25 protein-coding genes are annotated in these 24744 nt (G+C 52.6%); 9 read left to right on the forward strand and 16 right to left on the reverse strand.

The annotated features are described in order from the left end of the window. The first annotated feature begins 103 nt into the window (after positions 1-103). Genes CDH47_RS09485 through CDH47_RS09500 form a run of 4 tightly spaced genes read left to right on the forward strand, consistent with a single transcriptional unit; the run spans position 104 to position 4667 of the window. On the forward strand, positions 104-904 hold the full coding sequence (locus tag CDH47_RS09485; RefSeq protein ID WP_100639629.1) for a C39 family peptidase: 801 nt from the start codon (positions 104-106) through the stop codon (positions 902-904). A 60-nt stretch (positions 905-964) separates the two neighbouring features. Beyond that, positions 965-1975 carry a flagellar protein FilC gene (locus CDH47_RS09490; protein ID WP_100639630.1) on the forward strand — a complete coding sequence of 337 codons (1011 nt, stop codon included), beginning with the start codon at positions 965-967 and terminating at the stop codon, positions 1973-1975. Between the two features lie 39 nt (positions 1976-2014). Beyond that, positions 2015-3640, forward strand: a complete 1626-nt coding sequence (locus tag CDH47_RS09495) for an OmpP1/FadL family transporter (RefSeq protein WP_100639631.1) — start codon at positions 2015-2017, stop codon at positions 3638-3640. A gap of 34 nt (positions 3641-3674) precedes the next feature. Continuing rightward, positions 3675-4667 (forward strand): MalM family protein, encoded by a 993-nt coding sequence (locus CDH47_RS09500; RefSeq protein WP_239985685.1) that lies wholly within the window; start codon positions 3675-3677, stop codon positions 4665-4667. A gap of 5 nt (positions 4668-4672) precedes the next feature. Here CDH47_RS09500 and CDH47_RS09505 read toward each other — a convergent pair whose 3' ends face one another. The 3 genes from CDH47_RS09505 to CDH47_RS09515 are packed head-to-tail and all read right to left on the reverse strand — an operon-like array spanning position 4673 to position 7051. After that, positions 4673-5704: a polysaccharide deacetylase family protein gene (locus CDH47_RS09505; RefSeq protein WP_100639632.1), complete on the reverse strand. Its 1032-nt coding sequence runs from the start codon at positions 5702-5704 to the stop codon at positions 4673-4675. Next, on the reverse strand, positions 5701-6378 hold the full coding sequence (locus CDH47_RS09510; protein ID WP_100639633.1) for a DNA-J related domain-containing protein: 678 nt from the start codon (positions 6376-6378) through the stop codon (positions 5701-5703). Before CDH47_RS09510 ends, CDH47_RS09505 begins: the two co-directional genes overlap by 4 nt. Before the next feature lie 28 nt (positions 6379-6406). Continuing rightward, on the reverse strand, positions 6407-7051 hold the full coding sequence (locus CDH47_RS09515; RefSeq protein ID WP_100639634.1) for a TetR/AcrR family transcriptional regulator: 645 nt from the start codon (positions 7049-7051) through the stop codon (positions 6407-6409). Between the two features lie 72 nt (positions 7052-7123). Between CDH47_RS09515 and ttcA the strand changes: the two genes are divergently transcribed. After that, positions 7124-8044, forward strand: a complete 921-nt coding sequence (gene ttcA / locus CDH47_RS09520) for a tRNA 2-thiocytidine(32) synthetase TtcA (RefSeq protein WP_193601630.1) — start codon at positions 7124-7126, stop codon at positions 8042-8044. A gap of 40 nt (positions 8045-8084) precedes the next feature. On the opposite strand, the gene CDH47_RS09525 is transcribed toward ttcA, so the two are convergent. The 10 genes from CDH47_RS09525 to CDH47_RS09570 all read right to left on the reverse strand — a co-directional run bounded on the left by CDH47_RS09525 (position 8085) and on the right by CDH47_RS09570 (position 17324). Further along, on the reverse strand, positions 8085-8774 hold the full coding sequence (locus CDH47_RS09525) for a sulfite exporter TauE/SafE family protein (protein ID WP_100639635.1): 690 nt from the start codon (positions 8772-8774) through the stop codon (positions 8085-8087). After that, positions 8771-9025: a cbb3-type cytochrome oxidase assembly protein CcoS gene (gene ccoS / locus CDH47_RS09530; protein WP_100639636.1), complete on the reverse strand. Its 255-nt coding sequence runs from the start codon at positions 9023-9025 to the stop codon at positions 8771-8773. The genes CDH47_RS09525 and ccoS overlap by 4 nt, the downstream gene beginning before the upstream one ends. 38 nt (positions 9026-9063) lie before the next feature. Next, on the reverse strand, positions 9064-11514 hold the full coding sequence (locus CDH47_RS09535; protein WP_100639637.1) for a heavy metal translocating P-type ATPase: 2451 nt from the start codon (positions 11512-11514) through the stop codon (positions 9064-9066). Then, positions 11511-12035 (reverse strand): FixH family protein, encoded by a 525-nt coding sequence (locus CDH47_RS09540; RefSeq protein WP_100639638.1) that lies wholly within the window; start codon positions 12033-12035, stop codon positions 11511-11513. The genes CDH47_RS09535 and CDH47_RS09540 overlap by 4 nt, the downstream gene beginning before the upstream one ends. 49 nt (positions 12036-12084) lie before the next feature. After that, positions 12085-13515 carry a cytochrome c oxidase accessory protein CcoG gene (ccoG, locus tag CDH47_RS09545; protein ID WP_100639639.1) on the reverse strand — a complete coding sequence of 477 codons (1431 nt, stop codon included), beginning with the start codon at positions 13513-13515 and terminating at the stop codon, positions 12085-12087. Between the two features lie 134 nt (positions 13516-13649). Further along, positions 13650-14540, reverse strand: a complete 891-nt coding sequence (ccoP, locus tag CDH47_RS09550; RefSeq protein ID WP_100639640.1) for a cytochrome-c oxidase, cbb3-type subunit III — start codon at positions 14538-14540, stop codon at positions 13650-13652. After that, positions 14537-14722, reverse strand: coding sequence for a cbb3-type cytochrome oxidase subunit 3 (locus CDH47_RS09555; RefSeq protein ID WP_100639641.1), 186 nt, complete (start codon positions 14720-14722; stop codon positions 14537-14539). Before CDH47_RS09555 ends, ccoP begins: the two co-directional genes overlap by 4 nt. Positions 14723-14726: 4 nt before the next feature. Beyond that, positions 14727-15335 carry a cytochrome-c oxidase, cbb3-type subunit II gene (ccoO, locus tag CDH47_RS09560; RefSeq protein WP_100639642.1) on the reverse strand — a complete coding sequence of 203 codons (609 nt, stop codon included), beginning with the start codon at positions 15333-15335 and terminating at the stop codon, positions 14727-14729. Positions 15336-15349: 14 nt separating this feature from the next. After that, positions 15350-16780, reverse strand: coding sequence for a cytochrome-c oxidase, cbb3-type subunit I (gene ccoN / locus CDH47_RS09565; RefSeq protein ID WP_100639643.1), 1431 nt, complete (start codon positions 16778-16780; stop codon positions 15350-15352). A gap of 253 nt (positions 16781-17033) precedes the next feature. Then, positions 17034-17324 (reverse strand): antibiotic biosynthesis monooxygenase family protein, encoded by a 291-nt coding sequence (locus tag CDH47_RS09570; RefSeq protein WP_100639644.1) that lies wholly within the window; start codon positions 17322-17324, stop codon positions 17034-17036. 86 nt (positions 17325-17410) lie between these two features. On the opposite strand from CDH47_RS09570, the gene tusA reads away from it, so the two are divergent. After that, a complete protein-coding gene (gene tusA, locus CDH47_RS09575) occupies positions 17411-17650 on the forward strand; it encodes a sulfurtransferase TusA (RefSeq protein WP_100639645.1) in 240 nt (79 codons plus the stop codon). A gap of 33 nt (positions 17651-17683) precedes the next feature. On the opposite strand, the gene dsbD is transcribed toward tusA, so the two are convergent. After that, the gene (dsbD, locus tag CDH47_RS09580) at positions 17684-19591 is read right to left on the reverse strand and encodes a protein-disulfide reductase DsbD (protein WP_100639646.1); all 1908 of its coding nucleotides are present in this window, start codon (positions 19589-19591) and stop codon (positions 17684-17686) included. A gap of 159 nt (positions 19592-19750) precedes the next feature. Here dsbD and CDH47_RS09585 point away from each other — a divergent pair, with 159 nt between their 5' ends. Genes CDH47_RS09585 through pdxB form a run of 3 tightly spaced genes read left to right on the forward strand, consistent with a single transcriptional unit; the run spans position 19751 to position 22800 of the window. Beyond that, positions 19751-20332, forward strand: a complete 582-nt coding sequence (locus CDH47_RS09585; protein WP_100639647.1) for an elongation factor P hydroxylase — start codon at positions 19751-19753, stop codon at positions 20330-20332. Positions 20333-20338: 6 nt separating this feature from the next. Then, complete coding sequence (locus CDH47_RS09590; RefSeq protein ID WP_100639648.1) at positions 20339-21625, forward strand: DEAD/DEAH box helicase; 1287 nt, start codon at positions 20339-20341, stop codon at positions 21623-21625. 17 nt (positions 21626-21642) lie between these two features. Further along, positions 21643-22800: a 4-phosphoerythronate dehydrogenase PdxB gene (gene pdxB / locus CDH47_RS09595; RefSeq protein WP_100639649.1), complete on the forward strand. Its 1158-nt coding sequence runs from the start codon at positions 21643-21645 to the stop codon at positions 22798-22800. A 38-nt stretch (positions 22801-22838) separates the two neighbouring features. Here pdxB and CDH47_RS09600 read toward each other — a convergent pair whose 3' ends face one another. Together CDH47_RS09600 and CDH47_RS09605 are read right to left on the reverse strand one after the other, a co-directional pair. Further along, positions 22839-23309 carry a hypothetical protein gene (locus tag CDH47_RS09600; protein WP_100639650.1) on the reverse strand — a complete coding sequence of 157 codons (471 nt, stop codon included), beginning with the start codon at positions 23307-23309 and terminating at the stop codon, positions 22839-22841. Positions 23310-23336: 27 nt separating this feature from the next. After that, positions 23337-24551 carry a pyridoxal phosphate-dependent aminotransferase gene (locus tag CDH47_RS09605; protein WP_100639651.1) on the reverse strand — a complete coding sequence of 405 codons (1215 nt, stop codon included), beginning with the start codon at positions 24549-24551 and terminating at the stop codon, positions 23337-23339. Positions 24552-24744: the final 193 nt, after the last annotated feature.

The raw sequence follows: 24744 nt of genomic DNA on the forward strand, positions 1-24744 counted from the left end.
GAGGCACAGTTATCTTTAAACTCGCAGCTATTTCGGTATCTTGCCGTAACAATATGTAATCCAAAAAATGTCATGGATAACAAAAACAGGGATTTCGTCTGACATGCTGCTTGTGCTCGCTGGATCCATTCTCACGTTCGCCATAGTGCAGGAAGCCACTATGGAGGTGCCTTATGAAAAGGGGGCCGTTGTAATCGAGCATAAGGTTGATTCCAGCCCCGTGGAACTGCTCACAGGTTTTCGTATTGAGCCTTTGGTTGAGCAGAAATTCCGCAATATAGTGCGTCAGGCCTACGACTACAGTTGTGGTAGTGCAGCTTTAACTACAATCCTGAACTTTTATCTTGGGCGCAACCTTTCAGAGCGCCAGGTGATGGAAGGCCTCCTGCATTACGGTGAAAGCGATCGTATCGTCTCCCGCCGAGCCTTTTCCATGCTCGATATGAAGCGGCTTGTAACAGCCTTGGGTTACCCCTCTGGCGGCTTCCGCGCCACGATTGACGACCTGATTGACCTGGACCACCCGGCCATTGTTCCTATCCACCATGCAGGCTTCAAGCATTTTGTTGTGCTCAGAACCATCCGTGATGATCGCGTATACCTGGCCGATCCTGCGGTAGGCAATCTGTCTTTTACATTGGCTCAGTTTGAGGAAAAGTGGGACGACAACGTACTTTTCATTGTTTTCCCCGGCAGTGATAAGCCACTGGATAACCTTGAGTTGAAGGAAGAGGATTTGCGCTTTGTAGACGATCAGACAATGACGCTGCTGGCATTGGAGCGTATGCCAGAATTTTATGAGTCTACCGCCAGGCGCATTCAGAATTTGCTGGAACGCCAGAAAAACAATCCGGACGGCAGTGTTGAGAATACAAGAAAGCAACTGCATTACCGTCGCAACTAACATTGGTTGGGCGGCATGCCCGGCTCAGAACCATTACCAATAAAAAATAAGGGAGTCAGGATGAATCGTTGGTTTATGCGAGGTCTTATCCTTGTTTCCGCGGCAGGTATGCTTCCGGGCACGGCCCTGGCGCAGGATGACAATGTAGGCCAGGCGAGGGACGCGCTCGCAAAGCAGGAGGGTGATGAGGATTCTTCGCGTCAGCTTGAAGAGGTGTTTCAGGCAGCGGAGAAAAACTACTCCTTGCAGAAAAAGGGCAGTCACTCCCTGAACTACTCGTTTGATTATTCTTACACTGCCGACCAACGTCTGGATCTTGCCATTACAAATGGCTCCGTCCGCAATCTCGATGTAGTACCTTCGGCAACTCACAACTTTACCAACTCGTTTTCTTACGACTATGGTTTGCTGGACAACTTCACCATTGGTACACGGATTCCTCTGGTCGTAAAGTACGATTCTCAGGATGAGCTGAACACCTACGATTTTGGTGATATTTCTTTCACCGGCCGCTGGCAGCCCTTTGCTTATGTGCCTGGCAAGATGTCGACAACACTGTTCGGTACCTTCAGCAGTAAAACCGGTGTCAGCCCCTACGAGATAGATATCAATGAGCAGCTTTCAACGGGTAGTGGCTACTACTCCATTGGTGGCGGGGCGAGTCTTTCGAAGGTACTTGATCCGGTTGTTGTGTTCGGGTCGGTCAGTGCGACCTATAACCTGCCAGCCAAGGATCTGCAACAGGTTCGTGGTGCGCGGCTGCTTGAAGAAGTTGAGCCAGGGTTTGGGCTCTCCGGCTCTGCCGGTTTCGCATATTCGCTTTCCTACGATATATCCCTGAGCATTTCAGCTCAGCTGAGTTACAGCGACGAAACTATTCTCACGTTCTCCAATGGCGACCAGGCAATGGCCCAGGACCAGATGAGCGGTTTCCTGAGTATGTCACTGGGAACCCGTGTCAGCGATACCACAATAATAAACACCAGCCTTGGTATCGGCTTGACGGAGGACACCCCGGACTTCTCCCTGGGTGTGTCCCTACCCATTAATTTCTCCGGCCTCAAAGAGTGAATAGCGCCGCTGACAATTTAAAGGGAAGGGTAGGACTTCATGGGACATAACAGCCACAAGCGGCAGATTCTAGCGGCAATGGTAGCCACAACGCTTTCGTGTGGAGTACAGGCCCAGCTCGCGCAGAACCTGACCATTCACCCCAAAGCTCTGGCGCTGGGTAACGCTGTCACGGCGGATCCACCTGGACTAATGGCGATTCACTACAACCCGGCCGGCCTGACCAAGCTGGATGGCCGTCAGTTTGAAGTGAACCTGTTAAGCATCTATATGGACATTGATGCTGATTTTAATGCGCCAGATGGCTACGAAATATTTGGTATTGATGGCCTGGAAACTGACCCGCTTACAGGAAAGCAGCGAGACCCGGTTGCAAACACCCACAGTCACGCCAACAATGTGGCGCTTTATGTACCCGGCTACGGAATTTTGCGCATGCCCCCAGGGCCTGCTATAGCGCCTTCGGCAGGTTTCAGTATCAATCCTCCAGGTTCCAAGCTGACGTTTGGTAATGCGTTTTATTTGCCAATGGCAGCAGGTTTTTATCGTGAAAAAGATGACCCTGGCCGTTATCAGCCCCAGGCAACTGCACTACAGCGCACAACGTACCTTGCACCAACTGTGGGTTACAAAATCAATGATGAGTGGTCTGTAGGTGCCGGGATACACCTGTCTCACATGGGTATTGCTGCAGACCAGTACATGCGAGCTCCTAACATGCTGCTTGGCGTGGCAGAAGTTCTGCAAGACGCTTTCAACTGTGAAAGTGGTGATGAACCCCTGGCGCCATGGCTGGCACTTTGTGGTGGTAACGTAGGGCCTTGGGACGATATTGGTGCCTTGTCGATCAATGTTCAGGAAACCCTTTCGCCAACCTACACGCTTGGCGTTATGTGGGAGCCGGTGGACTGGTTTGCCTGGGGGGCAAGTTATACCTCCGAAGCCCAAATGAACATGAAGGGCACTTTTGAGATAGAGTACACCGATGACTGGTCCGGGTTCTGGCAGAGTGTTAACGGATCGGTTTTGGGCGCTATTACTTCTGCCATTCTGAGCTTGCCCTCGGGTGCGCCCAGAGAGTCCGGTAACGTGAGCATGGATCTGGTTTACCCCCAACATTTTCAAACCGGTATAAGCGTTGATGTTCACCCGAAACTCACGTTGAACGTAGACGTTGGTTGGACAGATTATGCCCAGTGGGATGCGCTTTTGTTCCGCTTTGACCGTAATCTTGAATTCCTCAATGCAGCGCGAATCCTTTCTCCGGACAACGCCACGCCGAACACCATACGATTACCACTGGGTTTCTCCAGCCAATGGAACTGGGCCTTTGGTGCAGAGTTTCACGCATCCTCACGCCTTGATCTGAGAGCCGGTGTCGAGATCCGGGATTCTGTAATACCGGACGACCAACGCTCGGTTATGGCCCCTTTTGGTGGTGCCAACCTGTACAGTGTTGGAATGGGGTATAAATGGGATAAAAATACAGAAATTGATATGAATCTCAGTTATCTGCATTCTGTAGAGTCGATTCCGGCAAATACCAGCTGTAATATTAACTGCGATAATATTACCAATATTATCTATAACCCATACGCAGGTCTGGATGTGAAAACATCTCTCCGCGTTGTGATGGCAGGCCTCAGCTTTCGGAAAAAATTCTGACGGCACGCCGTTTGGTGCTCAAAAAGGCGTATCCGTGACCACACGTAAATTACTGACAGTTGTTGCATGCATGGTTCTTGGTACGGCGCTATCCGGCTGTCAGATTGGTGGGTCAACGGTATCAGACAAGGAAGGTTATTTTTCCTGGGTGGATGAGCAAGGGCGTGTGCGATACTCGCCCATAGTCGAGGCGCCCGCTCAGGAGTCGCCTGTCAGTGAGAATACTGTCGAAGAGGAATTTACGACCGCCAACTATCCGGACGCAGAAGAGTTAAGGCGTAAGGGATACGTGCGCGATGGGGATGAGCAGCCTTATTTTACGTGGCGTGATGCTGACGGTACCCTTCGGACTACCTACTATCAGCCAGACACCCGAACGGATGAGGAAAAGGGCGCTACTGTGCCAGCCGTGGGTGCGACTCCGGCAACGGTGTATCTGGCCGGCGCCGTACTGGCTGAATCCGCTCCTGTGCCTGGTCACGATCCCGACGCTTTTGCCATTCTGGGGATAAAAGAAACGGGTGTTGATTATCTGACCCGGTTTTCCGAGACCTGTTGCAACACCCTGAACACGGAAGCTCATGAACGCTGGCAGGAAGGGCGTGAATTTGGCGTACGCTTGGAAGAGAGTTCTCCGGAACATCGGTTTCTTACCGGGGTGAGTCCTTACCAATTGATTGCCTTGCCCCAGACAGACCGGATTGGCGGCGAAATGTATCGCGTACGATCCTATGCTAACAAGGGTGTTGTGGTGCTATCCGTGTTGTTTCTCGATAGCGAATTGAAGCCGCTGCGTTTGGTAACCGATATGGTTTCCGATTTTGAACCCGAGAATTGGCACCGCCGTGGGTATCTGGAAACTCACATACCGGTTTCAAACACCCGTAAAAAGGAACATTGGATGCTCCTCTTTACCCGGGATGTGGATTTGCAGGGCCAGACAGTTATCGAAACCCGCCATGGCCTCCTTAGAATACCCCATGTGACCTCAGGTGAGATCGGGCTGACCACAGTGGACGCCCCCTAGGTGCTTCAGTCCTCCGGTTTGCTCAAATCCAGCCATTGTTGCGACAGCCAGTAAAAACCGCCTTCTTTGGCCGGGTGAGTGCAGTTATAGCGGAATCGGCGGCTATTGAAAGGCTTGGGTGCCTTGATTGCGATGTGATTCTCGGCCACCTTGAAATCGATTCTTCCCATACCCGAAGCAAAGCAGGTTAGCCTGGCAGGTTGAATTTCATCCGCGAGAGGTAGGGTAAGCGTTGGGGGGTTGGCCTCCATGATGCCATCAGGCAGATTGTTGGTGTTTATGGGAAAGGCTTTGCTGTTCAGCTTGTCTTTAAGGCCATTGAGTTGCCCATAGGTGTTGGCCATAGGAAATCGTGGCAACCGGGTCTTACCCGAAAGCGGCCCCGTAGCGCCGGAGTGTTGGCCGAACCCGTACCAGCCACGTTTGGCGACTTCTGCTTCAAGGGCTTCGTCGAATTCGCCATAAGGGTATGCAAACAGGGGAGGTGCAGCCCCAAGTTTTTGTTCAAGTTCAGCCTGTGCCGTATCCAGACTAAGAGTTATTCGTTTCTTCCAGTCAGCTTCTGACTCTCCCGGCTTTCGTGCCAGGTGACCGTGCCCGGCACTGTGGTTCGCAATTGTTACCCCATCTTTTGCGGCCACTTCTTTCAGTTGCGCCCATGTCATGTAGCCATGGTTCCCTACGGCGGCTGTGTCTACAAAAATCGTATAGGGCAAACCCCGCTCGTGGAGGATGTCCACACCTGTGCTGTAAACTGATTCGTATGCGTCGTCAAAGGTGATTGCGATGCGCTGGTCTGTCGATGGCGTTTCAGAAAACAGGTTGCTCGTGGCATCGTGTAAATCAACAACTGCAAGCCCCATCTCGGAAATCATGTCCAGTTGGGCTTTGAACAGTGATTCAGAGGTCGTAGTTGAAGGCGGAGTAGATTCGCTAATGTGATGATATTGAAGCACCACCAGATCAGCTTTTACGGAAAAGCTCGCCAGAATGAGTGATATCAGGGCGGCTGATAACCGGGTTTTTCTTGCGTTCATATCTGCTCCACCATTTGGCTGAAATGTGTTTTGAGAATGGCAAATGCCTGGTTAAGCGACTGTATCGCCTCTGTTTCTCCCCCGCGATCTGGATGAGCCTGCATTACGGCCCGTCGAAATGCCTGCTTCACCGTATTAAAGCTGTCGGGAATGGACTCGAATCCAAGAACTCTTGCTGCCTGTAAGGTCTCTGGCTTGCCGGGTCCTGAGCCTGTGTAGCCCGCCCAGAACCGGTCCATCATCTGTTGAACAGTTTCTTTCGGCAACTCGTACTGTGCCAGATCCAGGTAAAAGGTGCGCAGGTTGTCCACTTTACCAGGCACACCTTTCCCGGCGATTGTGTCCTGCCGCTCAATGCGAATACACAAGGGCGAGATATGCAGGCACTCACCTGCCTGTGCCAGAGTGTCTCTGAGAAGGTAAAGCACGTGGAACAGCAAAAAGTGCACCGGGTATAGCTTTTGGACGTCGTGGAACTCCAGATCGCCAATCAGATTCCAGGGCGAACGTTGAAGCTTTTTGATCAGGGAGAGCTCATCTATGCCTGCCGGCGAGCTGCGGAGCTCATGCTCAACAGCCACCAGCATATGCTGAATTTGTTGTTCCAGCAGTTTTTCGGACGAATTTTCGGCTAGCCTTTGTGTCGTGGCCGTAGAGGCCGATGTGATCTTCATAGCAGCAATGTTAGATTACCGGCTGCGTTCAGGGAAGGTTGCTCATCCCAGGAAGTCCCCCTTTGAACAGGGCGATCGAAAGATCGGTCGCCCGTTTTACCTCAATCTCGGTTTGCTCCGGATGTTGGTGAACCCGCTTTGCAACCAAAAGGCTGGTCTCGTAAGCAACGCCGAAGAAAATAGCGCAAAGAAATTCCGGATCGACATCAGGCAAGATGTTATGGGTAATGGCATCCCGAACATCATCTTCAAGGGATATCAAAATCAATTCGAGAATGCGCGAACCAAACAGTTCTTTAAGAGCGCGATCGTTACGGTGAGCAAGCTCGTATACCAGAGGATCCCTTGCGGTGGCACTGTAGAGCGCAAAATAGGAGCGCTGAATAAATTCCTCAAATGTTTCTGCAGAGCGCCGTGAGCTCGAGAGGTTTTCATTCAAGCCGCTAAGGAAGTCTGTGAGCAGAGCAGCAAAGATGTCCTGCTTGCTGCGAAAATAGTTGTAGAAGGTACCCGAGGCCAGATCCGTTTTCTTGATTAGGTCACGAATCGTCGTGTTCTCATAGCCTTTCTCTTGGAAGCAGATTCGTGCTGCACTGAGTATTGAGGCGTGATTACGTCTGCGGTTAAGCTCGCGCTTACCGATAGTTTCTTTCCCTGAGCTCAACATATCCATGTTAGTAACCTGTCCCTGAAAGAAGTGGATGCGTATAATCTCACGATCATTTCCCCACTGAACCCGAAAGATATGCCCGAAGTAATAAATGACAGCTCCGAACACACTTATAGTTCAGTATACGAACGTAATTTGAAATTGGAGCAAAATAAATTGCAAAAACGCCTGCGCCGTGACGTTGGCCAGGCAATTTCTGACTTTTCGATGATTGAAGCCGGCGACAAGGTAATGTGTTGTTTGTCTGGAGGCAAGGACTCATACGCCATGCTGGACATACTTCTCAATTTGCAGAAAAGCGCACCCGTATCGTTCGAGTTGATTGCTGTCAACCTGGACCAGAAGCAGCCGGGTTTCCCGGAAGAAGTTTTGCCGGAATACCTGGGCGCTATGGGAATTGAATATCACATCATCGAGAGAGACACATACAGCATCGTTACAGACAAGGTGCCTGAGGGGAAAACCACCTGCGGTTTATGCTCGCGGCTGCGGCGCGGTATTCTCTACAATTTTGCCGAAGAGCAGGGTGTGACCAAGATCGCACTGGGCCATCATCGTGATGATCTTCTGGAAACCCTGTTTCTGAATATGTTTTACGGTGGAAAGCTGAAAACCATGCCGCCAGTGCTGCACAGCGATGATGGGCGTAATACGGTAATTCGGCCACTGGCATACTGCCGAGAGAAGGATATCGCCAGATACGCAGAACTCAGGGAATTCCCGATCATCCCCTGTAACCTCTGTGGTTCTCAGGAAAATCTCCAGCGACAGGTTATCAAGGACATGTTTCAGCAGTGGGACAAGCAGCATCCAGGCCGGCTTGAATCCATGTTCCGGGCCTTATGTAACGTTGAACCCTCGCACCTTGCAGACCCCAATCTTTATGATTTTCGTGAGGGCAAGCGCCTGGGCGGTGTGCGCCAGGCCGTTCAGACTGCTACGCCCGAGCAAGGCACGGAGCAAAGCTATGGCCGCCTGGATGTTTTGAATATCTAGCGCCCATCGGGTTCACCCGTTGGGAGGTCGAAAGATCGGCTTAATGACCAATCAGTGCCATAAGCGGCAGCGTCCAGAGCCCAAAGAGAATCAGCAGGGCTCCGGTGAATTTGCGGAATGCCTGATTGCTTTTTAACCCGCTGATCCAGTTTGCAGCATAACCTGCGCCGAGCATGGAGGGCAGGGTGCCCAACCCGAAAAATACCATGGTCAGTGCGGCAGAACCCACTGTAGGTTGTAAGGCTGCCCAGCCCAGCGTGCTGTACACTAGCCCGCATGGCAGCCAACCCCAAAGGGCGCCGAGAGCGAGTGCCTGGCCCGCATGATTAATTGGTAGAATTCGGCTGGCGAGGGGCGATAAGCGCTTCCAGAGCGGAGCGCCAATGCGCTCCACATAGCGAATACCCTGCCACCATTGCCCCATGGATAGCCCCATAGCTATCAACAGTAGACCTGCAACCGAACGTAGCGCTATGCCGAGCTGTGTCCATTGATTTGCAGCGGTTGTGCTAAGCAGCGCGATCAGTGCCGCAATCAGTGCGTAACTGGCGATTCGCCCAATGTTATAGGCAAGCAGTAGTACCGACTGCCGTATGCGAAACCCCTTGCCAACGGGCAGCGCCATTGAGAGAGAAGCGCTTATACCTCCGCACATGGCAAGGCAGTGGGTGCTGCCAAGCAGTCCGATAAGAAAAGCACTGGGATAGCTTAGATACAGTTCCGGAGTCATGGCTGGCCAGGCTTGACCTCAGAACTTCCATCTTGATCCTGGGCGCCCTCGCTGGGTAAATCTTCAGCTTTTTTTTGCTCCTCTGTTCGCGCCTCCTCAGGAATCATGTCTTTGTCATCATCGTATAAAATCCGGTGTGCCGGGCCCTCCAGATCATCGTATTGACCATTCTTGACGGCCCAGGAAAACAGCAGAATGCCCATCACCACCAAAATCAGCATCACCGGTATCAGGAACACTACGACTTCCACGGAATAAACCTCATAATTAAAACCAGATGTTCAAGGTATCAGGGCGCAACCTGCGCGCCAACTTGCAATTTTTTGCTGTGAGTTTTGATGCGGGGTTGTGTACCAAGGCGCAACGCGTTGAGCACCACAATCAATGAGCTGAGCGACATGCCTATTGCTGCCAGCCAAGGTGGAACCAGGCCAGCAGCAGCGAGTGGCAAGGCGCTGACGTTATAGACCAATGCCCAAGCCATGTTCTGGCGGATGATTTTTCGTGTGCGGCGGCTGGTGTCCAGCGCCGCTACCAGTTGCATGAGCTGACCATTAAGCAACACTGCATCTGCTTTCAGCTGCGTCAGGTCTGCTGCCGTGCCCATGGCAACCGATATACCTGCACCAGCCATAGAGGGAAGGTCGTTGAGGCCGTCCCCAACCATCATTACCTGATGCCCTTCTGACTTCAGTTTTTGCAGAACCTCAAGCTTTTGCTCTGGTGAAGCTTGGCCAATCGCTTCATCGATACCCAGCATGTCAGCAATCTCGCGAACATGGCCGGAACGGTCACCACTGAGGAGCAAGGTTCGGATACCTGCATACTGAAGCGCTTTGACTGCCTGAGCTGCATCCTCCCGGGGCTGATCATCAAGCCAGAAACTGGCAAGCCACTCAGTGTCCGATGCCAGCCAGATTTCCATGCCTGTGTGAGGTTCAGATTCTGGCTCTGGCGCGTCGAGGTGTTGCGCTACAAAAGCTTTGTGTCCGATGAAAAGTGCCTGATCACCCAAGTGGCCAGAAAGTCCGCCGCCCAAGTGATTGCTTACCTTGTCAATTGCCGCTGATGGGCGGTTATGAAATACCTGTGCTATCGGGTGCTCAGAATGCTGCTCCAGGCCAGATGCCAAGCGTAAGCAGGTGTCTTTGTCTTTGCTTCCAATAACGCGGGTGTCAATCAGGCTCAATTTGCCCCGGGTCAGTGTGCCTGTTTTATCAAAGATCACCGTGTCGATGGCATTCATGGACTCAAGCGCATGGCCACGGGTGGGAAGAAAGCCCAGCCGCCGCAGTTTGACTGTGGCGGAGGTAATTGCTGTAGGCGTTGCCAGAGATAGAGCACAAGGGCAGGTCACCACAAGCACTGAAAGGGTAATATCAAAGGCATTGTCTGCCCCCGCCAGCCACCAGCCAATCCAGACTACGGGTGCCAGGATCAGCACGCGGCCCACAAACTTTCCTGCAATGCGGTCTGCCATGCGTGCCACGGGTGGTTTTTCCGACTGCACACGATCCAGTATCCGCAGAATGCCTGAGAGTCGTGTTTGAGCCCCTGATTTTTCTACCTGAATATCCAGCGGATTTTCACCATTAACGCTACCGGCATGCACCGTGTCCCCGGGAACCCGAGTCTCTGGCAGATACTCTCCAGTCAGTGCCGACTCGTTGAGAGTCGACTGGCCCTGAAGAATCACGCCATCAACCGGAAGGGTTTCTCCAGGGCGAATGCGCACCACGTCACCGGGCTTTACCTCGTGTGCTGGTATAACCTCTGTATCGTCGCCGGTAACCTTGGTTGCTACCGTTGGGTTAAAGCCTGCCAGGGCATTTCCGGTGAGTCCCGCGCGGTATCTTGCCTGCACTTCAATGTAGCGCCCAAGCAACAGGAAAAAGGTGAACATGCAAACAGATTCAAAATACACCTCTTCACCGCCCATGACGGTTACCCAGGCGCTGGCCACGTATGCGAGCCCGATAGCGATAGCGACTGGAACATCCATGGTCAGATGGCGGGTTTTCAAGTCCCTTAACGCATTACGGAAAAATGATTCAGCACTGTAAAAAACGACAGGAGTGGCTACCAGCAAACCAAACCAGCGGAAAAAAGACACAAGCTCGGGCGACAGGTCGCTGACCAACTCAAAATACAATGGGAACGCGAGCATCATGCTCTGGAAGGTCCCCATGCCCGCAACCGCCAAGCGAATCAGCATGGAGCGATTCTCTGCTTTGAGCTGATCCTCCACTGCATCCGGCTGATAGGGGCGGGCCGTGTAGCCAAGTTCATGTATGGCAATCAGCAAATCGCTCAGGCCAGCTTTGTCCTGTGCCCAAACGAGTCTGGCCCGCTGGGTTGTGTGATTCACAGAAAAAGAGAGCACACCGGGTTGTTTCTTCAGGTGGTTTTCCAGCAACCAGATGCAAGCTGCGCACGTGATACCGCCTATCAGAAGCTGCGCCTCCTGGCCTCCTTTGACCGGAGAAACAAATGCTTGTTGAACCAGTGGGTGGTCAAGCTCCCGAAGTCTGTCCAGCTCAGTGGCTGTAAGTTGGCGAGGAGTAACAGCGGTTTGTGTGCGGAGCTGATAAAAGCCGGTGAGGCCTTCAGTATGGATGGTCTCACACACAGCCTTGCAGCCCTGGCAACAGAAAAACCGAGTTTCGTCATCAAGCTGGAGACTAATGCGCGGCTCGCCATCAGCTGGCTCGCCGCAATGAAAGCAATCCACAGGGCTCACCCTTGGGCAGATCCTTTCGGGCTCATGTGAACCTTGCTGTCGCTCGGCAGGCGAGCCTCACCCTTGAGACGCCAGTGGTTGTCCGGGCCGCGAAGCTCGTAATACCAGCGCCCATTGATGTCCCCAAGCATATTGCCAGTGTAGTGACCATTGCCGTCGCTGCGGAACTGAATGGTGCGGTCGTTCTGGGAAAGCGTTGGGTGAAACAGGTTCAGGATCAGGTAGGGGAAATCAGCAGGCCCTTCCAGTGTGTTCACATTCAGCAGGATGCTGCGCTCTTCAAACGCCATGTCAGCGTTTAGCCCCATATCTGCAGCTGCCTGGTCGCGGGCTATCTCAAGGTTGATACCGCGGCCTTCCTTCGAGTAGTCATCGGTGACCATAGTGTCTCTCATGTTCGACGCTACAACCAGCATGAACATGCTAAAGGTAATGGCGGATAATGGCGCAATGGTCAGGAACCAGAACCAGGGCTGCCGATACCAGGGCGCTACTGTTGCTGTAGGTGCTTGTTGATTCATAACACTCAATCTCGTCTGTTTACAGATTGCCAACGGTGATCACTGAGGGTCACTGCGTTGGACCGACAAATCGGCTTTCAGTTTCCAGCTTCAGTGACGCATCCGTTCCAGACTGTGCATGGAATATTATTTCGTTATTCGACTGCGGGATCGATTCTGGCGGCACATCCACGACTGTCGGTAGTGAGCGGTTTTCGCCACTTGCTACTGACACCTGTGTTTGAGTCAGGATGCGGATGCCTTCGAGGCCCTTTACAGACAAGTTAAATGTCTGGGGTACTTCCGACATGTTCACGATTTTCAAGGTGTAAGAGTTTTCAATACGCCCCTCACCGTTAAAGTTGAACAGTGCTCCGCGATCCCTCAGAACATCCAGTTGGGCCGGAACGCGGGTAGCGATTACGAAGACTATTGCTCCGACCATGGCCGTAAGAACGGCGCCATAGCCAAATGTACGGGGCCGAAGGAGTTTTGACGGCTTCCCTTCGAGTTCGTTCTCGGTGGTGTAGCGAATCAGCCCGCGAGGATAGTCCATCTTGTCCATGATTTCATCACAAGCATCAATACATAGTGCACAACCAATGCACTCGTACTGAAGGCCGTCACGAATATCTATGCCAGTCGGGCACACGTGGACACACTGCCCGCAATCAATACAGTCGCCCAGGCCAACCTCTTCAGGCTTAACGTCCTTTTTACGACCGCCGCGGGGTTCACCCCGGTTGGGGTCATAGGAAACAATGCGAGTGTTGGGGTCAAACATAACAGACTGAAAACGTGCGTACGGGCACATGTACAGGCAAACCTGTTCACGCATCCAACCAGCATTGATGTAAGTGGCTGCAGTAAAAAACGTAACCCAAAAGTAGGCCCAACCATTAGCCTGAAGGGTGAAAAGATCAGAGATCAGTTCGCGAATCGGGTAGAAGTAGCCGACAAACGTAAGCCCGGTAAGCAAGGCAATGAGTAACCAGATTGTATGCTTGGTCGATTTTTTGAACATTTTTTCACGGGTGTTCGGGGCTTTGTCGAGCTTCATCCGCTTGTTCCGGCTGCCCTCAATGCGCTCTTCGACCCACATGAAGATAAACGTCCACACCGTTTGCGGGCAGGTGTAGCCACACCAGACACGACCAAAGAGTGTGGTGATGAAGAACAGGCCAAAGGCACAGATTATCAGCATGCCCGAGAGGAGAAAGAAGTCTCTGGGGTAGAAGGTTGCGCCGTAGAGGTGGAATTCCCGGGCGGGCAGATCAAAATGAATCAGCGGATTTCCGTCCAGGGTCAGCCATACGAACAGGAAATACATGCTCATAAGTACCAGCAAGCTAACGGTGCGGATGCGCTGGAACAGACCTTTTACTTCTTTAACGTAGATCTTCTTCCGGCTGGCATAAAGTTCAACCGTCTCTGGTTGTTTCTTTCCGCCCGGTTGCTCTGAGGAGGGATCGATCTGTTTGACCGGGATTTCATTACTCATGGGTACCTCCAGAAGGAGCTGTAAACGCAGGTGCGGAGCCTAAAAACAGGTTGATGATGATCTTTTCAAGCCTGTGCCCGCATAGACAGACACAGGGTTGAACAGACCATGCCGGGCTTGGCCCGGCAGGAAAGTCAGTTGGATAGGCTGTATACGTACGCAGCCAGAATCTGAATCTGATCGCTGGACAGACGACCGCTTTGGGCGGGCATCTCGTTCTGGCGACCGTGCAGAACTGTCTCTTTGATCCACTCGTAATTAGAGCCGTACAGCCAGATGTTGTCCGTCAGGTCGGGTGCACCAAGCGCCTGCATGCCTTTACCTTCAGGTCCGTGACAAGCAACGCAACCCTGTGCAAACACGGCTTTTCCAGCTTCTGCAGCAGCCGCATCTTTTTCACGACCACTAAAACTAAGAACGTAGTTGACCACTTGATCCACTTGCTCATTGGTCATGTTCGGCATAACGCCTTTAGCCGGCATGTTCCCCATACGGCCATTGCGCAGGGTCTCCAGGATTGCTTCAGGCGAACCGCCCCACATCCAGTCACCATCGGTCAGATTGGGGAAGCCAATCTGGCCACGTGCGGCAGTACCGTGGCAAACAGCGCAGTTGTTTGCGAACAGACGCTGGCCAATCTTTAGCGCGTCTTCATTCTTTGAAAGCTCCACTACCGGAGTCTGACCGAATTGCGCATAGATTGGGCCATACTTCTCTTCAGCTGCAGCAACTTCTGCTTCCCATTGATTGGTCGACGTCCAGCCTAACAGCCCCTTGAAGTTACCCAGTCCTGGGTACAAAGCCAAGTAACCGAGAGAGAAGATTACAGTTGCTACAAACAAGTAGAACCACCACTTGGGTAGCGGGTTGTCATACTCTTCGATGCCGTCGAAGGAGTGGCCCATGGTACGGTCGGTTTCCACATCAGTTGTCTGGCTCTTGCGTGTTGCGAAGAGTAGCCAGGCACAACCAAAGACCACCACGAGCACGATCACACTGATCCAGATGCTCCAAAAGGTACTCATTGTTTATTCTCCGTTTTTTCCTGTTCAAGAGTACGCTTTTCCACCTCGTCATCATCGAACGGCAGGTGGGCTGCTTCTTCGTTTGCCTTTTTGCGGTGGGCACTGAATGCCCACCAGATGATGCCGATAAAAACCGCCATCACCAAAAGGGTATGAACGCCGCGTAACTCGTTAATATCCATCAAATCACCGCTTGTCTGAAAGCACGGTGCCCAACTGCTGCAGATATGCGACCAGGGCTTCGATTTCAAACTTGCCTTCCACCTCACCTGGCCCGCTGGCGATTTGCTCGTCAGTGTAGGGCACACCCAGAGTCTGCAGAGCAGACAGCTTGGCTGCGGTGCCTTTGTGGTTTACCAAATCTTTAAACAGCCACGGGAAGGCAGGCATGTTGGACTCGGGAACCACGCTACGGGGGTCATACAGGTGCTGGCGCTGCCAGGCATCTGAATAACGTCCGCCAACACGGGCCAGGTCAGGCCCCGTGCGCTTGGAACCCCACAGGAACGGGCGTTCATAAACGAACTCGCCCGCAACGGAGTAGTGGCCGTAGCGCTCCGTTTCGGCGCGGAACGGGCGAATTTGCTGGGTGTGGCAGACGTGACAACCTTCACGGATATAGATGTCACGGCCTTCCAGTTCCAGCGCGGATAGCGGTTCAAGACCCTCAATGGGTTCGTTCACTTCCTTCAGGAAGAACAGCGGGAGTACTTCCGCCAGAAAACCGCCGCTAATGACCAGGATGATAAAGACAATCATCAGGCCAATATTTTTTTCTACAATTTCGTGTTTCATCTGGTCTCTCTCCGTTACGCCGCCTGAACCGCTGCATTGTCCTGGGCAACTGCATCTTTCTGGCGCACGGTCATGTAGACGTTATAGGCCATGAACAGCATACCGCTCAGGAAGATAACGCCGCCGAGGAAGCGCACAAAGTAGCCTGGGTAGGATGCTTCAAGGCTCTCAACAAAGCTGTAGGTGAGAGTGCCGTCGTCGTTGACTGCACGCCACATAAGGCCCTGCATGATGCCGTTAACCCACATGGCAACGATGTAAAGAACGGTACCGACTGTCGCCAGCCAGAAGTGAACGTTGATCATGCTGGTGCTGTACATTTCCTTGAGACCCCAAAGCTTGGGGATCAGGTGGTAGATCGCACCAATACTGATCATCGCAACCCACCCCAGAGCACCAGAGTGAACGTGGCCCACAGTCCAGTCAGTGTTGTGTGAGAGAGCGTTAACGGTCTTGATAGACATCATCGGGCCTTCAAAGGTGGACATGCCGTAGAACGACAGGGAAACCACCAGGAAGCGCAGGATGGGGTCGGTGCGCAGTTTGTGCCATGCGCCGGACAAGGTCATCATGCCGTTGATCATGCCACCCCAGGATGGAGCTAGCAGAATCAGGGACATGATCATACTGGCAGTCTGAGCCCAATCTGGCAGTGCAGAGTAGTGCAGGTGGTGACCACCAGCCCAAACGTAAGTCGCGATAAGTGCCCAGAAGTGAACGATAGAAAGGCGGTAGGAGTACACCGGGCGCCCAGCCTGCTTGGGAACGAAGTAGTACATCATGCCCAGGAAGCCGGCGGTAAGGAAAAAGCCTACGGCGTTATGGCCGTACCACCACTGCATCATCGCGTCGGTTACACCAGCGTATGCTGAGTAGGATTTGAAAGCACTGACCGGCAGCGCCATGTTGTTACCAATGTGGAGGGCGGCGATGGTGATGATGAATGCGCCGTAGAACCAGTTGGCAACATAGATGTGTGGCGTGCTGCGCTTGGTAATGGTGCCGAAGAACACCAGAGCGTAAGTAACCCAAACTATCGCGATAGCGATGTCGATTGGCCACTCCAGTTCTGCGTATTCCTTGGTGCTGGTAAAGCCCAATGGCAGCGTGATTGCTGCTGCAATAATGATGGCGGTCCAGCCCCAAAAGGTGAAAGCAGCCAGTTTGTCCGAAATCAGGCGGGCCTGACAAGTGCGCTGTACAACGTAGTACGATGTTGCGAACAGGGCACTACCACCGAAGCCGAAGATAACGGCGTTCGTGTGCAGCGGTCGCAAGCGACCGAAGTGAGTCCATGGCAGATCGAGGTTGAGGGACGGCCAGACCAGTTGTGCTGCAATCAACACGCCCAGTGCCATACCTACAATGCCCCATACCACTGTCATGATGGCGAATTGTCTCACCACCTTATAGTTATATGTCAGGTTCGGATTTTGTGTGCTCATAGCCTTACCAATGGGTTCAGAGAGGGAAATTATGCGGGCGCAAGTATGGAGAAACCATTAGCTGTTTGCAATGACGCGGGTCAACTCATGATAACCGTCAATTGCACCCAGAACAGCAGCATGGCACCTTTTCCCGTGCGTATACCCGCTGAGTTACTATGATAGCCTCGCAGTCGTTCAAGTTGAACTTGTCAAAATTGATTAAGAACAAAAAATACAGCGTGAGGCGAAATAAAACGTGTTGAATTTCAGGTTAAACGCCGCTCTGCGCAAGTACCGTGATGGCTTCATCTTTGTCCATCATGGGGACTAATTCAGCCATCAGATTGCGCCGGTCGTCGGAGTGGTACCAGCGGTTCCAGTCCGTTTCGGAGCGCCAGTTGGCCAGGGTGATCCGGTGGTTGGGGTCGTTTTTATCAACCAGCGTTTCACCGGAAATGAATCCCGGAGCTGCTACAGCACGTTGCAGAACCTTGCGGGAGCGTTCCTCATAGGCAGATTCAAGTGATTCAGCGATATGGCGTTCAATCAGAACCCGGATCATGCAAACCTCCAGATGTTTTAATGGTATAAACAGTAATTTAGCACGTATTTCTGAAAAAACAGATCATGCAGAAGAGGAGATTATTTGTGAGTGCTACCGAGTATGACGCTGAACTCGATACTAGTGGCCTGTTTTGTCCAGAGCCGGTGATGATGCTTCACAATCGCATTCACGACGTCGAGCCTGGAAAAGTTCTGCGAGTTACTGCAACAGACCCATCAACGACACGGGATATACCCAGATTTTGTCAGTTTCTGGGGCATGAACTGGTCACTCACATAGAGCAGGGCGACCAGTTTGTTTATTTCATACGCCGGGGTGAATAAAAGCATTTTTGTGGCTTTGATCTGGCTCGGGGATCAGATGGAGGGTGTGAGCCCATTTACATGATCCATGAACTGACTCCGGTTCATCTCACCCAGAACTCTCTGCTGCGCCATTTCTTCGCCATTGCCATTGTAGAACAGGATGGCGGGCGGCCCGAACAGCCCGAGCTCATCCAGCATGGCTTGCTGAGCCGGGGTGTTATCCGTCATGTCAATTTGAAGCAGCGTGAAAGGTTTGAGTGAGCTAATCACGTCAGCATGGCTAAACACGTTGCGTTCCATGATTTTGCAGGAAATGCACCAGTCTGCATAGAAATCCAGCATTACGGGGCGCCCCTCTTGCCGGGCTTGCGCTAGCAAGGCTTTGATCTCAGAAGGAGTTTCTACCCGGGCAAAGCCTGCGTGGCTATTGGCGTAATCCGCTGGTTGCCCCGGCTCCCCGCTGAAGGTTGTTTTGGCAACGAAAGGATCTAAAGGCGCGAGTGGATTGTTGGCGCCGGCAATAGCGCCTGCCAGCAATGCAAGGCCATAGGCAAAGAAGATCAACCCAAGGCCTTTCCTGGTCCGCTCCCAGCCGGCCTTGGCTGCATCAAAGGCTCCCAGTTGAACACCCGCGATAGCAACAAGTACGCCCCAGAGCGTCAGCCCAAGCCAGCCTGGAACCAGCCGCTCAATCAGCCATATAGCGACTGCAATCAACATAACACCATAAAAGTGCTTGACGGTGGTCATCCAGTGCCCGGTGGATGGCAGAAGCTTGCGCCCACCAACGGCCACAAGGATCAGTGGAATCCCCATGCCCAGCCCAAGCGCAAAAAGAGCGATACCGCCGACTGCAGCATCTTGCGTTGTCGATATGTAAAGCAGGCTGCCCGCGAGCGGCGCAGACACGCAAGGAGATACAATGAGTGCGGACAGAGCGCCTATTCCGAAAACACTGAAGACACGACCGCCCGTTAGTCGCTGGCTCGCGTCATTCAGAGGCTCGCGAATGAATCGAGGTAGTTGTATTTCAAACAAGTCGAACATAGATAGCGCAAATATCACGAACATCAGCGCGAAAACGCTGAGAACCCAAGGGGACTGCAGTTGAGCTTGCAAGTTAAAGCTTGCTCCGAGAAGTCCAGTGACAACGCCGGCCGCCGCGTAGGTGAGCGCCATTCCCAATACATAACTACACGCAAGCAGCATTGCATGCCCGGTTGTACGGGTGTTCTGGCTTGATACCAGTGATGAAATGATGGGGACCATCGGGAGGACGCAGGGTGTGAAGGTCAAACCAAGCCCCAGCAGCAAGAACAGGCCCGCGATCATTAAAGTGGACTGCTGGGATAAAAAGCCGGCAAGCCCGGTGGCGGAGCTTGTGTCTACTTTGGTTGGAGAGCCAGCTTGTCCTGAGCCCGTGTTATCGGGCGCCTGTGCAGCCGATCCAGAGTCCTGGCTCTGATAGAACAGTACCTCACGGGTCTGGGGTGGATAGCAGAGGCCGGCCTCCGCACAGCCCTGATAGGTTACTTCAAAGCGTGCTTCTCGAATGTTGTCAGGTAAAGTGACGGGCACTCTGGCTTCAACCGGGTTAAAGAAGACAGTGGTTTTTCCAAAAAACTCGTCTTCTGTTTCGGTGCCAGGGCTGGAATATTGTGGATTACCGGCACTCACCTCTGTGTTCAGAGGCTTGATGCTGATGCGATCCCTGTAAAGGTAATGCGCCGGTGTAATGTCCCAGAACAGGACAAGCGAACCATCTTCTATACTGTGGCTGAATGGAAGTGCCTCATCTGCCGGGAGGAATTGGTTTCCCTGACTGCCAAACAGGGAGTTACCTCCACTGAACGCCCAGGATGGGCCAGCGACTAAAAGCAGTAGAGCGAAGGCAAGCAGCAGTCTGACGGGGAATCGGCAATGGCGGGTGATGCTGGGCGCTGAGGATAATGCTGTCATGGAGTACACGATATTCCGTTTAGTGTCATGGCAAATTGGGATGCTGGCGTTACATAGTGGGCCAGCGACCCGTCGGTGGTCTGCGAGTGAGTGGACACGGTAGGTAACAGAAAGTTCCCTCTGGCATTGGGCGCGTTAAAGTCGCACAATAGCGCTCCAATGAATCACAGTCCAAACGATCTTATCATGCTGTTTAATGACCTGTTCCGGGAGACTTACCGGACAATTCTGGTCAGGGGCGGCGAAGAACCTGAATACCTGCCTGCAAGCAGTGCCAATGGGCTTGCGCAGATTGTTTTCGCTCACGGGTATTATGCCAGTGCTTTGCACGAAGTGAGCCACTGGTGTATTGCGGGTGAGCACAGGCGCACACTTCACGATTATGGCTACTGGTATTGCCCTGACGGGCGAACTGCTATGCAACAACACGCATTCGAGCAGGTTGAGGTGAAACCGCAGGCCATCGAGTGGCTGTTTTCAATTGCGGCAGGCTCGGATTTTCATATCAGTGTGGATAATCTGTCGGGAGCGGGAGCATCTGACGAGCAAGGCTTCCGATCCAGAGTGTTGGACCAGGCCACGAATTACCTGGCCAATGGCCTGCCGCAGCGAGCGCAAACCTTTTTTGATACGCTAAAGTATTTTTATGGAACCAGTGAGAATATCAGCACGGCTTGGCGCAAAGATGTCCGGCGAGTGGTTCCATTATATTCTGCTAAAGAACACTATGAGGCAAACTGAGACTCCATGACATCTGATCCAAAGAAAACCGCCAATCTGAGGTTCAGTGATCTGAATCTGGACAAGCGCCTGCTAGACGCTATTACTACTATCGGTTTCGAATATTGCACGCCAATACAAGCAGAAACCCTGCCCTGGACACTGGCGTGTCAGGACCTGATCGGCCAGGCTCAGACCGGAACCGGCAAAACGGCTGCTTTTCTTATCACCGCAATCCAGAGCCTTTTGGAAACGCCTATACCGGAAGGCGATCGTTTTGCTTCAGAACCTCGCGTTCTGGCGTTGGCACCTACCCGGGAGCTGGCTATGCAAATTGCCAAAGATGCAGAAGCACTGTGTAAACATACCGGTCATAAAGTGGTTACCGTAGTGGGTGGCATGCACTACGACAAACAACGTGAGCAGTTGCACAACGGCATTGTGGATATTCTGGTTGCAACACCCGGCCGCCTGATTGACTTCCTTGGTTCTCAGGATGTGTTCCTTGACCAGCTCGATATTCTCATCCTCGATGAGGCGGATCGTATGCTCGATATGGGCTTCATTCCGGATGTGAAGCGCATTATCCGTAAGTGCACTCCCAAGGATGAGCGCCAGACGTTGCTGTTCAGTGCAACCTTCAATCAGGACGTTCTGAATCTTGCATCCATGTGGACCAATAATGCCGAGTTTGTGGAAATCGAGCCGGAACAAAAAACCGCGGAACGAGTTGAGCAAACGGTTTACCTGGTGGGTGATGATGAGAAGCTACCCGTGCTTGTGAACTACCTCAAGCGGCCAGAAGTGGAAAAGGCGCTCGTGTTTGCCAATCGACGGGACCAATGCCGTGATCTGGAAGAGGATCTGCGCAATCAGGGCGTTAAAGTTGCTCTTATGTCTGGCGAAATTGCGCAGGCCAAGCGCCTGAAAACTCTTGATCAGTTTAAAGCAGGCAGTATTCAGGTTCTGGTTGCCACCGATGTGGCCGGGCGAGGTATACATGTAGACGGTGTTACCCATGTGTTCAATTATAATCTGCCAGATAGTGCTGAAGATTATGTACATCGCATAGGCCGCACTGGGCGCGCAGGAAAAACCGGCGTGTCTGTCAGTTTTGCAGGGGAAGATGATTCATTTGGACTTCCAGCTATTGAGAAATACATCGGACAGAAACTCAAAACAGCCGTTCCGGAAGAAGAGTTGATGGCCGAAATGGATAACCCGCCAATTACCCGTAGGCGCGGCCGTCGCCCGCAGCAAGGGCAGGGCGGACGTGGACCGGGTGGCCGTAGCCCACGCCCACGCAGAAACTGAGGCATCGAGAACTGACTATGTTGATTGTCGCAGATGAAAACATTCCGCTGCTGGAGGCTTTTTTCGGTGACATAGGTGAGATTCGGCGTGTCTCTGGCCGAACCATGAGTGCTGAGGATGTTCGGGATGCCGATGTCCTGTTGGTGCGTTCTGTTACCCGGGTTGATAGGGCGTTGCTTGAGGGAAGCCGTGTCTGCTTTGTTGGTACCGCTACAATAGGCACAGATCATGTTGACCTTGGATGGCTTGAGCAAAAAGGCATCCGGTTTTCAGCTGCACCAGGGTGTAATGCCAACAGCGTCGTAGATTATGTGCTGGCGGTTTTGAGTCTGTATGCTGAGCGTTGCGTGCTAGGTGATTGGACGCAGCTTAGCGTTGGCATTGTTGGTGTAGGTAATGTGGGAGGAGAGCTTGCAGAAAAGCTCTATCGCCTGGGGTTCAACGTTAAGCTTTGCGATCCACCCCGAGCGGAGCGCGAGCCTGATGGCGACTTTGCTTTTGTGAGTCTGGATGAAGCGCTGGCTTGTGATGTCATCTCGCTGCACACCCCACTGACGCGTGAAGGCAGGCATGTTACCTATCACATGATCGGTCAGAGGGAGCTTGCCGGATTAACCTCTGATCAGCTTCTGATTAATTCCGGGCGGGGCGAGGTGGTCAACAACGCCGAGCTGCGCGACCGTCTGGATGAAGCCGACGCGCCGCTGGTAGCTCTTGATGTTTGGGAGCAGGAGCCAGGGATCGATCCGGAATTGGTGAAAAAAGTCTGGCTGGCTACGCCACATATTGCCGGCTATAGCCTCGAGGGGAAGGTTCAGGGGACTGAGATGATCTATCAGGCGGTAAGCCAACTTCTTGGTCTGCCAACCCGCAAGCAGGCTGGACAATTTCTTCCAGAGCCAGCTCTGAGCAAAGTGTCGTTTACCAGTGCGGCGGAAGAGCAAGCCGCTATCTGTATTGCCTTGCGAGCTTGTTACGATCCGCGTCATGACGATGCGCGCCTGCGACATGCAATGAAGAAAACCTCGGAAGAAGAGCGCAGTGTCGCATTTGATCGACTTCGCCGTGATTATCCGGTTCGGCGGGAGTGCTCAAGCCTGAAAGTGCAGCTAAAAGGCACAAGCAAGTCCCTTCAGGATAATTTTCGCGCCATAGGTTTCAAACTGAAAGTTTGAGTGGTGAAGCTGCAGGCTAGTTGTCGCTGAGCCGCGGTTTAATAGCTTGGTTTGTTCGTGAATAGAGTAGCTCGCACAGCCTGCGCAATGTGCAAGGAATGGCGGTTTTTCAGTGTGGTGCGCAGAAGGTGAATGTGGCTGGAGAAATCTTCCTTTAGCGAAGGCGGCAATGGCCCCCCCGCAAGGTCGCCCGGGCCACTGAGTTCCTGCACCAGAGTGTCGGGCGCTGGCGTGCTCAAGCGTATAAAGGCCTCTTGGCTAAGCACTGCCTGATCAAGCGCGTCTTGCCGTATGGTATCCACATATCGAAGAAACCCTTCTTCTGCCAGCCATAACAGAGTGCCAAAACATGCCATGTGGCGTTTGCTGTGCAGGCCGAACTCATCTGGCTCGTCCGGGCCCGCAATATCCTCTACAAACAAGTTTACCCGCCGGGGGAAGGCGCTGTATAACTGCACAAGAGCAACGGCTGCGTCTTTGTAGAACTCTTCGATATGTATGTCAGCCATAAACCACTTCTTATTTTGCCTGTCGTTTTACTGTCTGTATTTGCTCAGGAAGTTACCGAGCCTGAGCATGGCATCTTCCAACGTGTCTTTGCGGGGCAGAAAAACAACCCGAAGATGTTGCTTGTCATCGACATTGAATGCAGAGCCCTGAACCAGAAGAATTTTCTCTTGTAGCAGCAGATCCAGAACCAGTTTTTCATCATTGACAACCGGGTGTATTTTCGGATCCAGTCGCGGGAACAGGTACAGTGCACCCTGGGGTTTAACGCAGCTCACACCAGGGATGTCGTTCAGCATTCTCCAGGCTGTTTCTCTTTGTTCATAAAGCCGCCCGCCTGGCGCGACAAGATCGTTGATCGACTGGTAACCGCCCAACGCTGTCTGAATCGCTAATTGTGCGGGAACGTTAGCGCACAGCCGCATGTTAGAAAGCATGTCTATGCCTTCCAGCAGATCCTTGGCCCGGTGCTTCGCGCCGCTGATGATCATCCAGCCAGAGCGGTAACCTGCAGCCCGGTAGTTTTTGGAAAGCCCGTTATAGGTAAAGAAGAGCACGTCATCTGCCAGCGAAGCAGTAGAGACGTGCTGTGTGCTGTCGTAGAGGATTTTGTCGTAGATCTCGTCTGAAAGCACAATCAGGTTGTGCTGGCGGGCAAGCTCGATAACTTGTTCCAGCAGTTCCTGGCTATAAACAGCGCCCGTGGGGTTGTTGGGGTTGATCAGCACGATCGCACGGGTGCGGTTTGTTATCTTTTTCCGGATATCGTCGATGTCCGGGAACCAGTTCTGTTCCTCGTCACAACGGTAGTGCACAGGTTTGCCGCTGGAAAGCGTTACGGCTGCTGTCCACAACGGGTAGTCCGGTGCAGGGATAAGCACCTCATCGCCGGTGTTGAGCATGGCCTGCATGGTCATCACGATCAGTTCGCTGACACCATTACCCAGGAAGATATCGTCTATGTCGACCTTCTCGATGCCTCTTTGTTGGCAGTAGTGCATGACCGCCTTGCGAGCAGAAAACAGGCCTTTCGACTCTACGTAGCCCTGAGCTTGCTGCATGTTGTAGATTACGTCTTGCTGGATCTCTTCGGGAACATCCAGCTCAAATGCGGCAGGATTGCCAATATTGAGCTTGAGTACCCGGTGTCCTTCTTCTTCTAACCGGCGCGCTTCCCGCATCACTACGCCACGTATTTCATAACACACGTTATCCAGTTTGGCGGATTTGTAGTAGTTCTGCATAAGACCCGGGCTTCCTCAGTCAATAAACGTAAAACAGGCAGCTGCCGTAAAGGCAAACCTCTATTCTAGCGGAGGCGGGGGTAACGGCAACAGGGGAATTGTGATGAATTATGGCGGGTTAGCACTATATTGCTTCAAAATTGCTTCAATTTCTGCTTGAGAAAAACCTTGCATGACTATGCTTTCCCATATA

It is taken from the genome of Marinobacter salexigens, assembly GCF_002806945.1.
GTDB lineage: Bacteria > Pseudomonadota > Gammaproteobacteria > Pseudomonadales > Oleiphilaceae > Marinobacter > Marinobacter salexigens.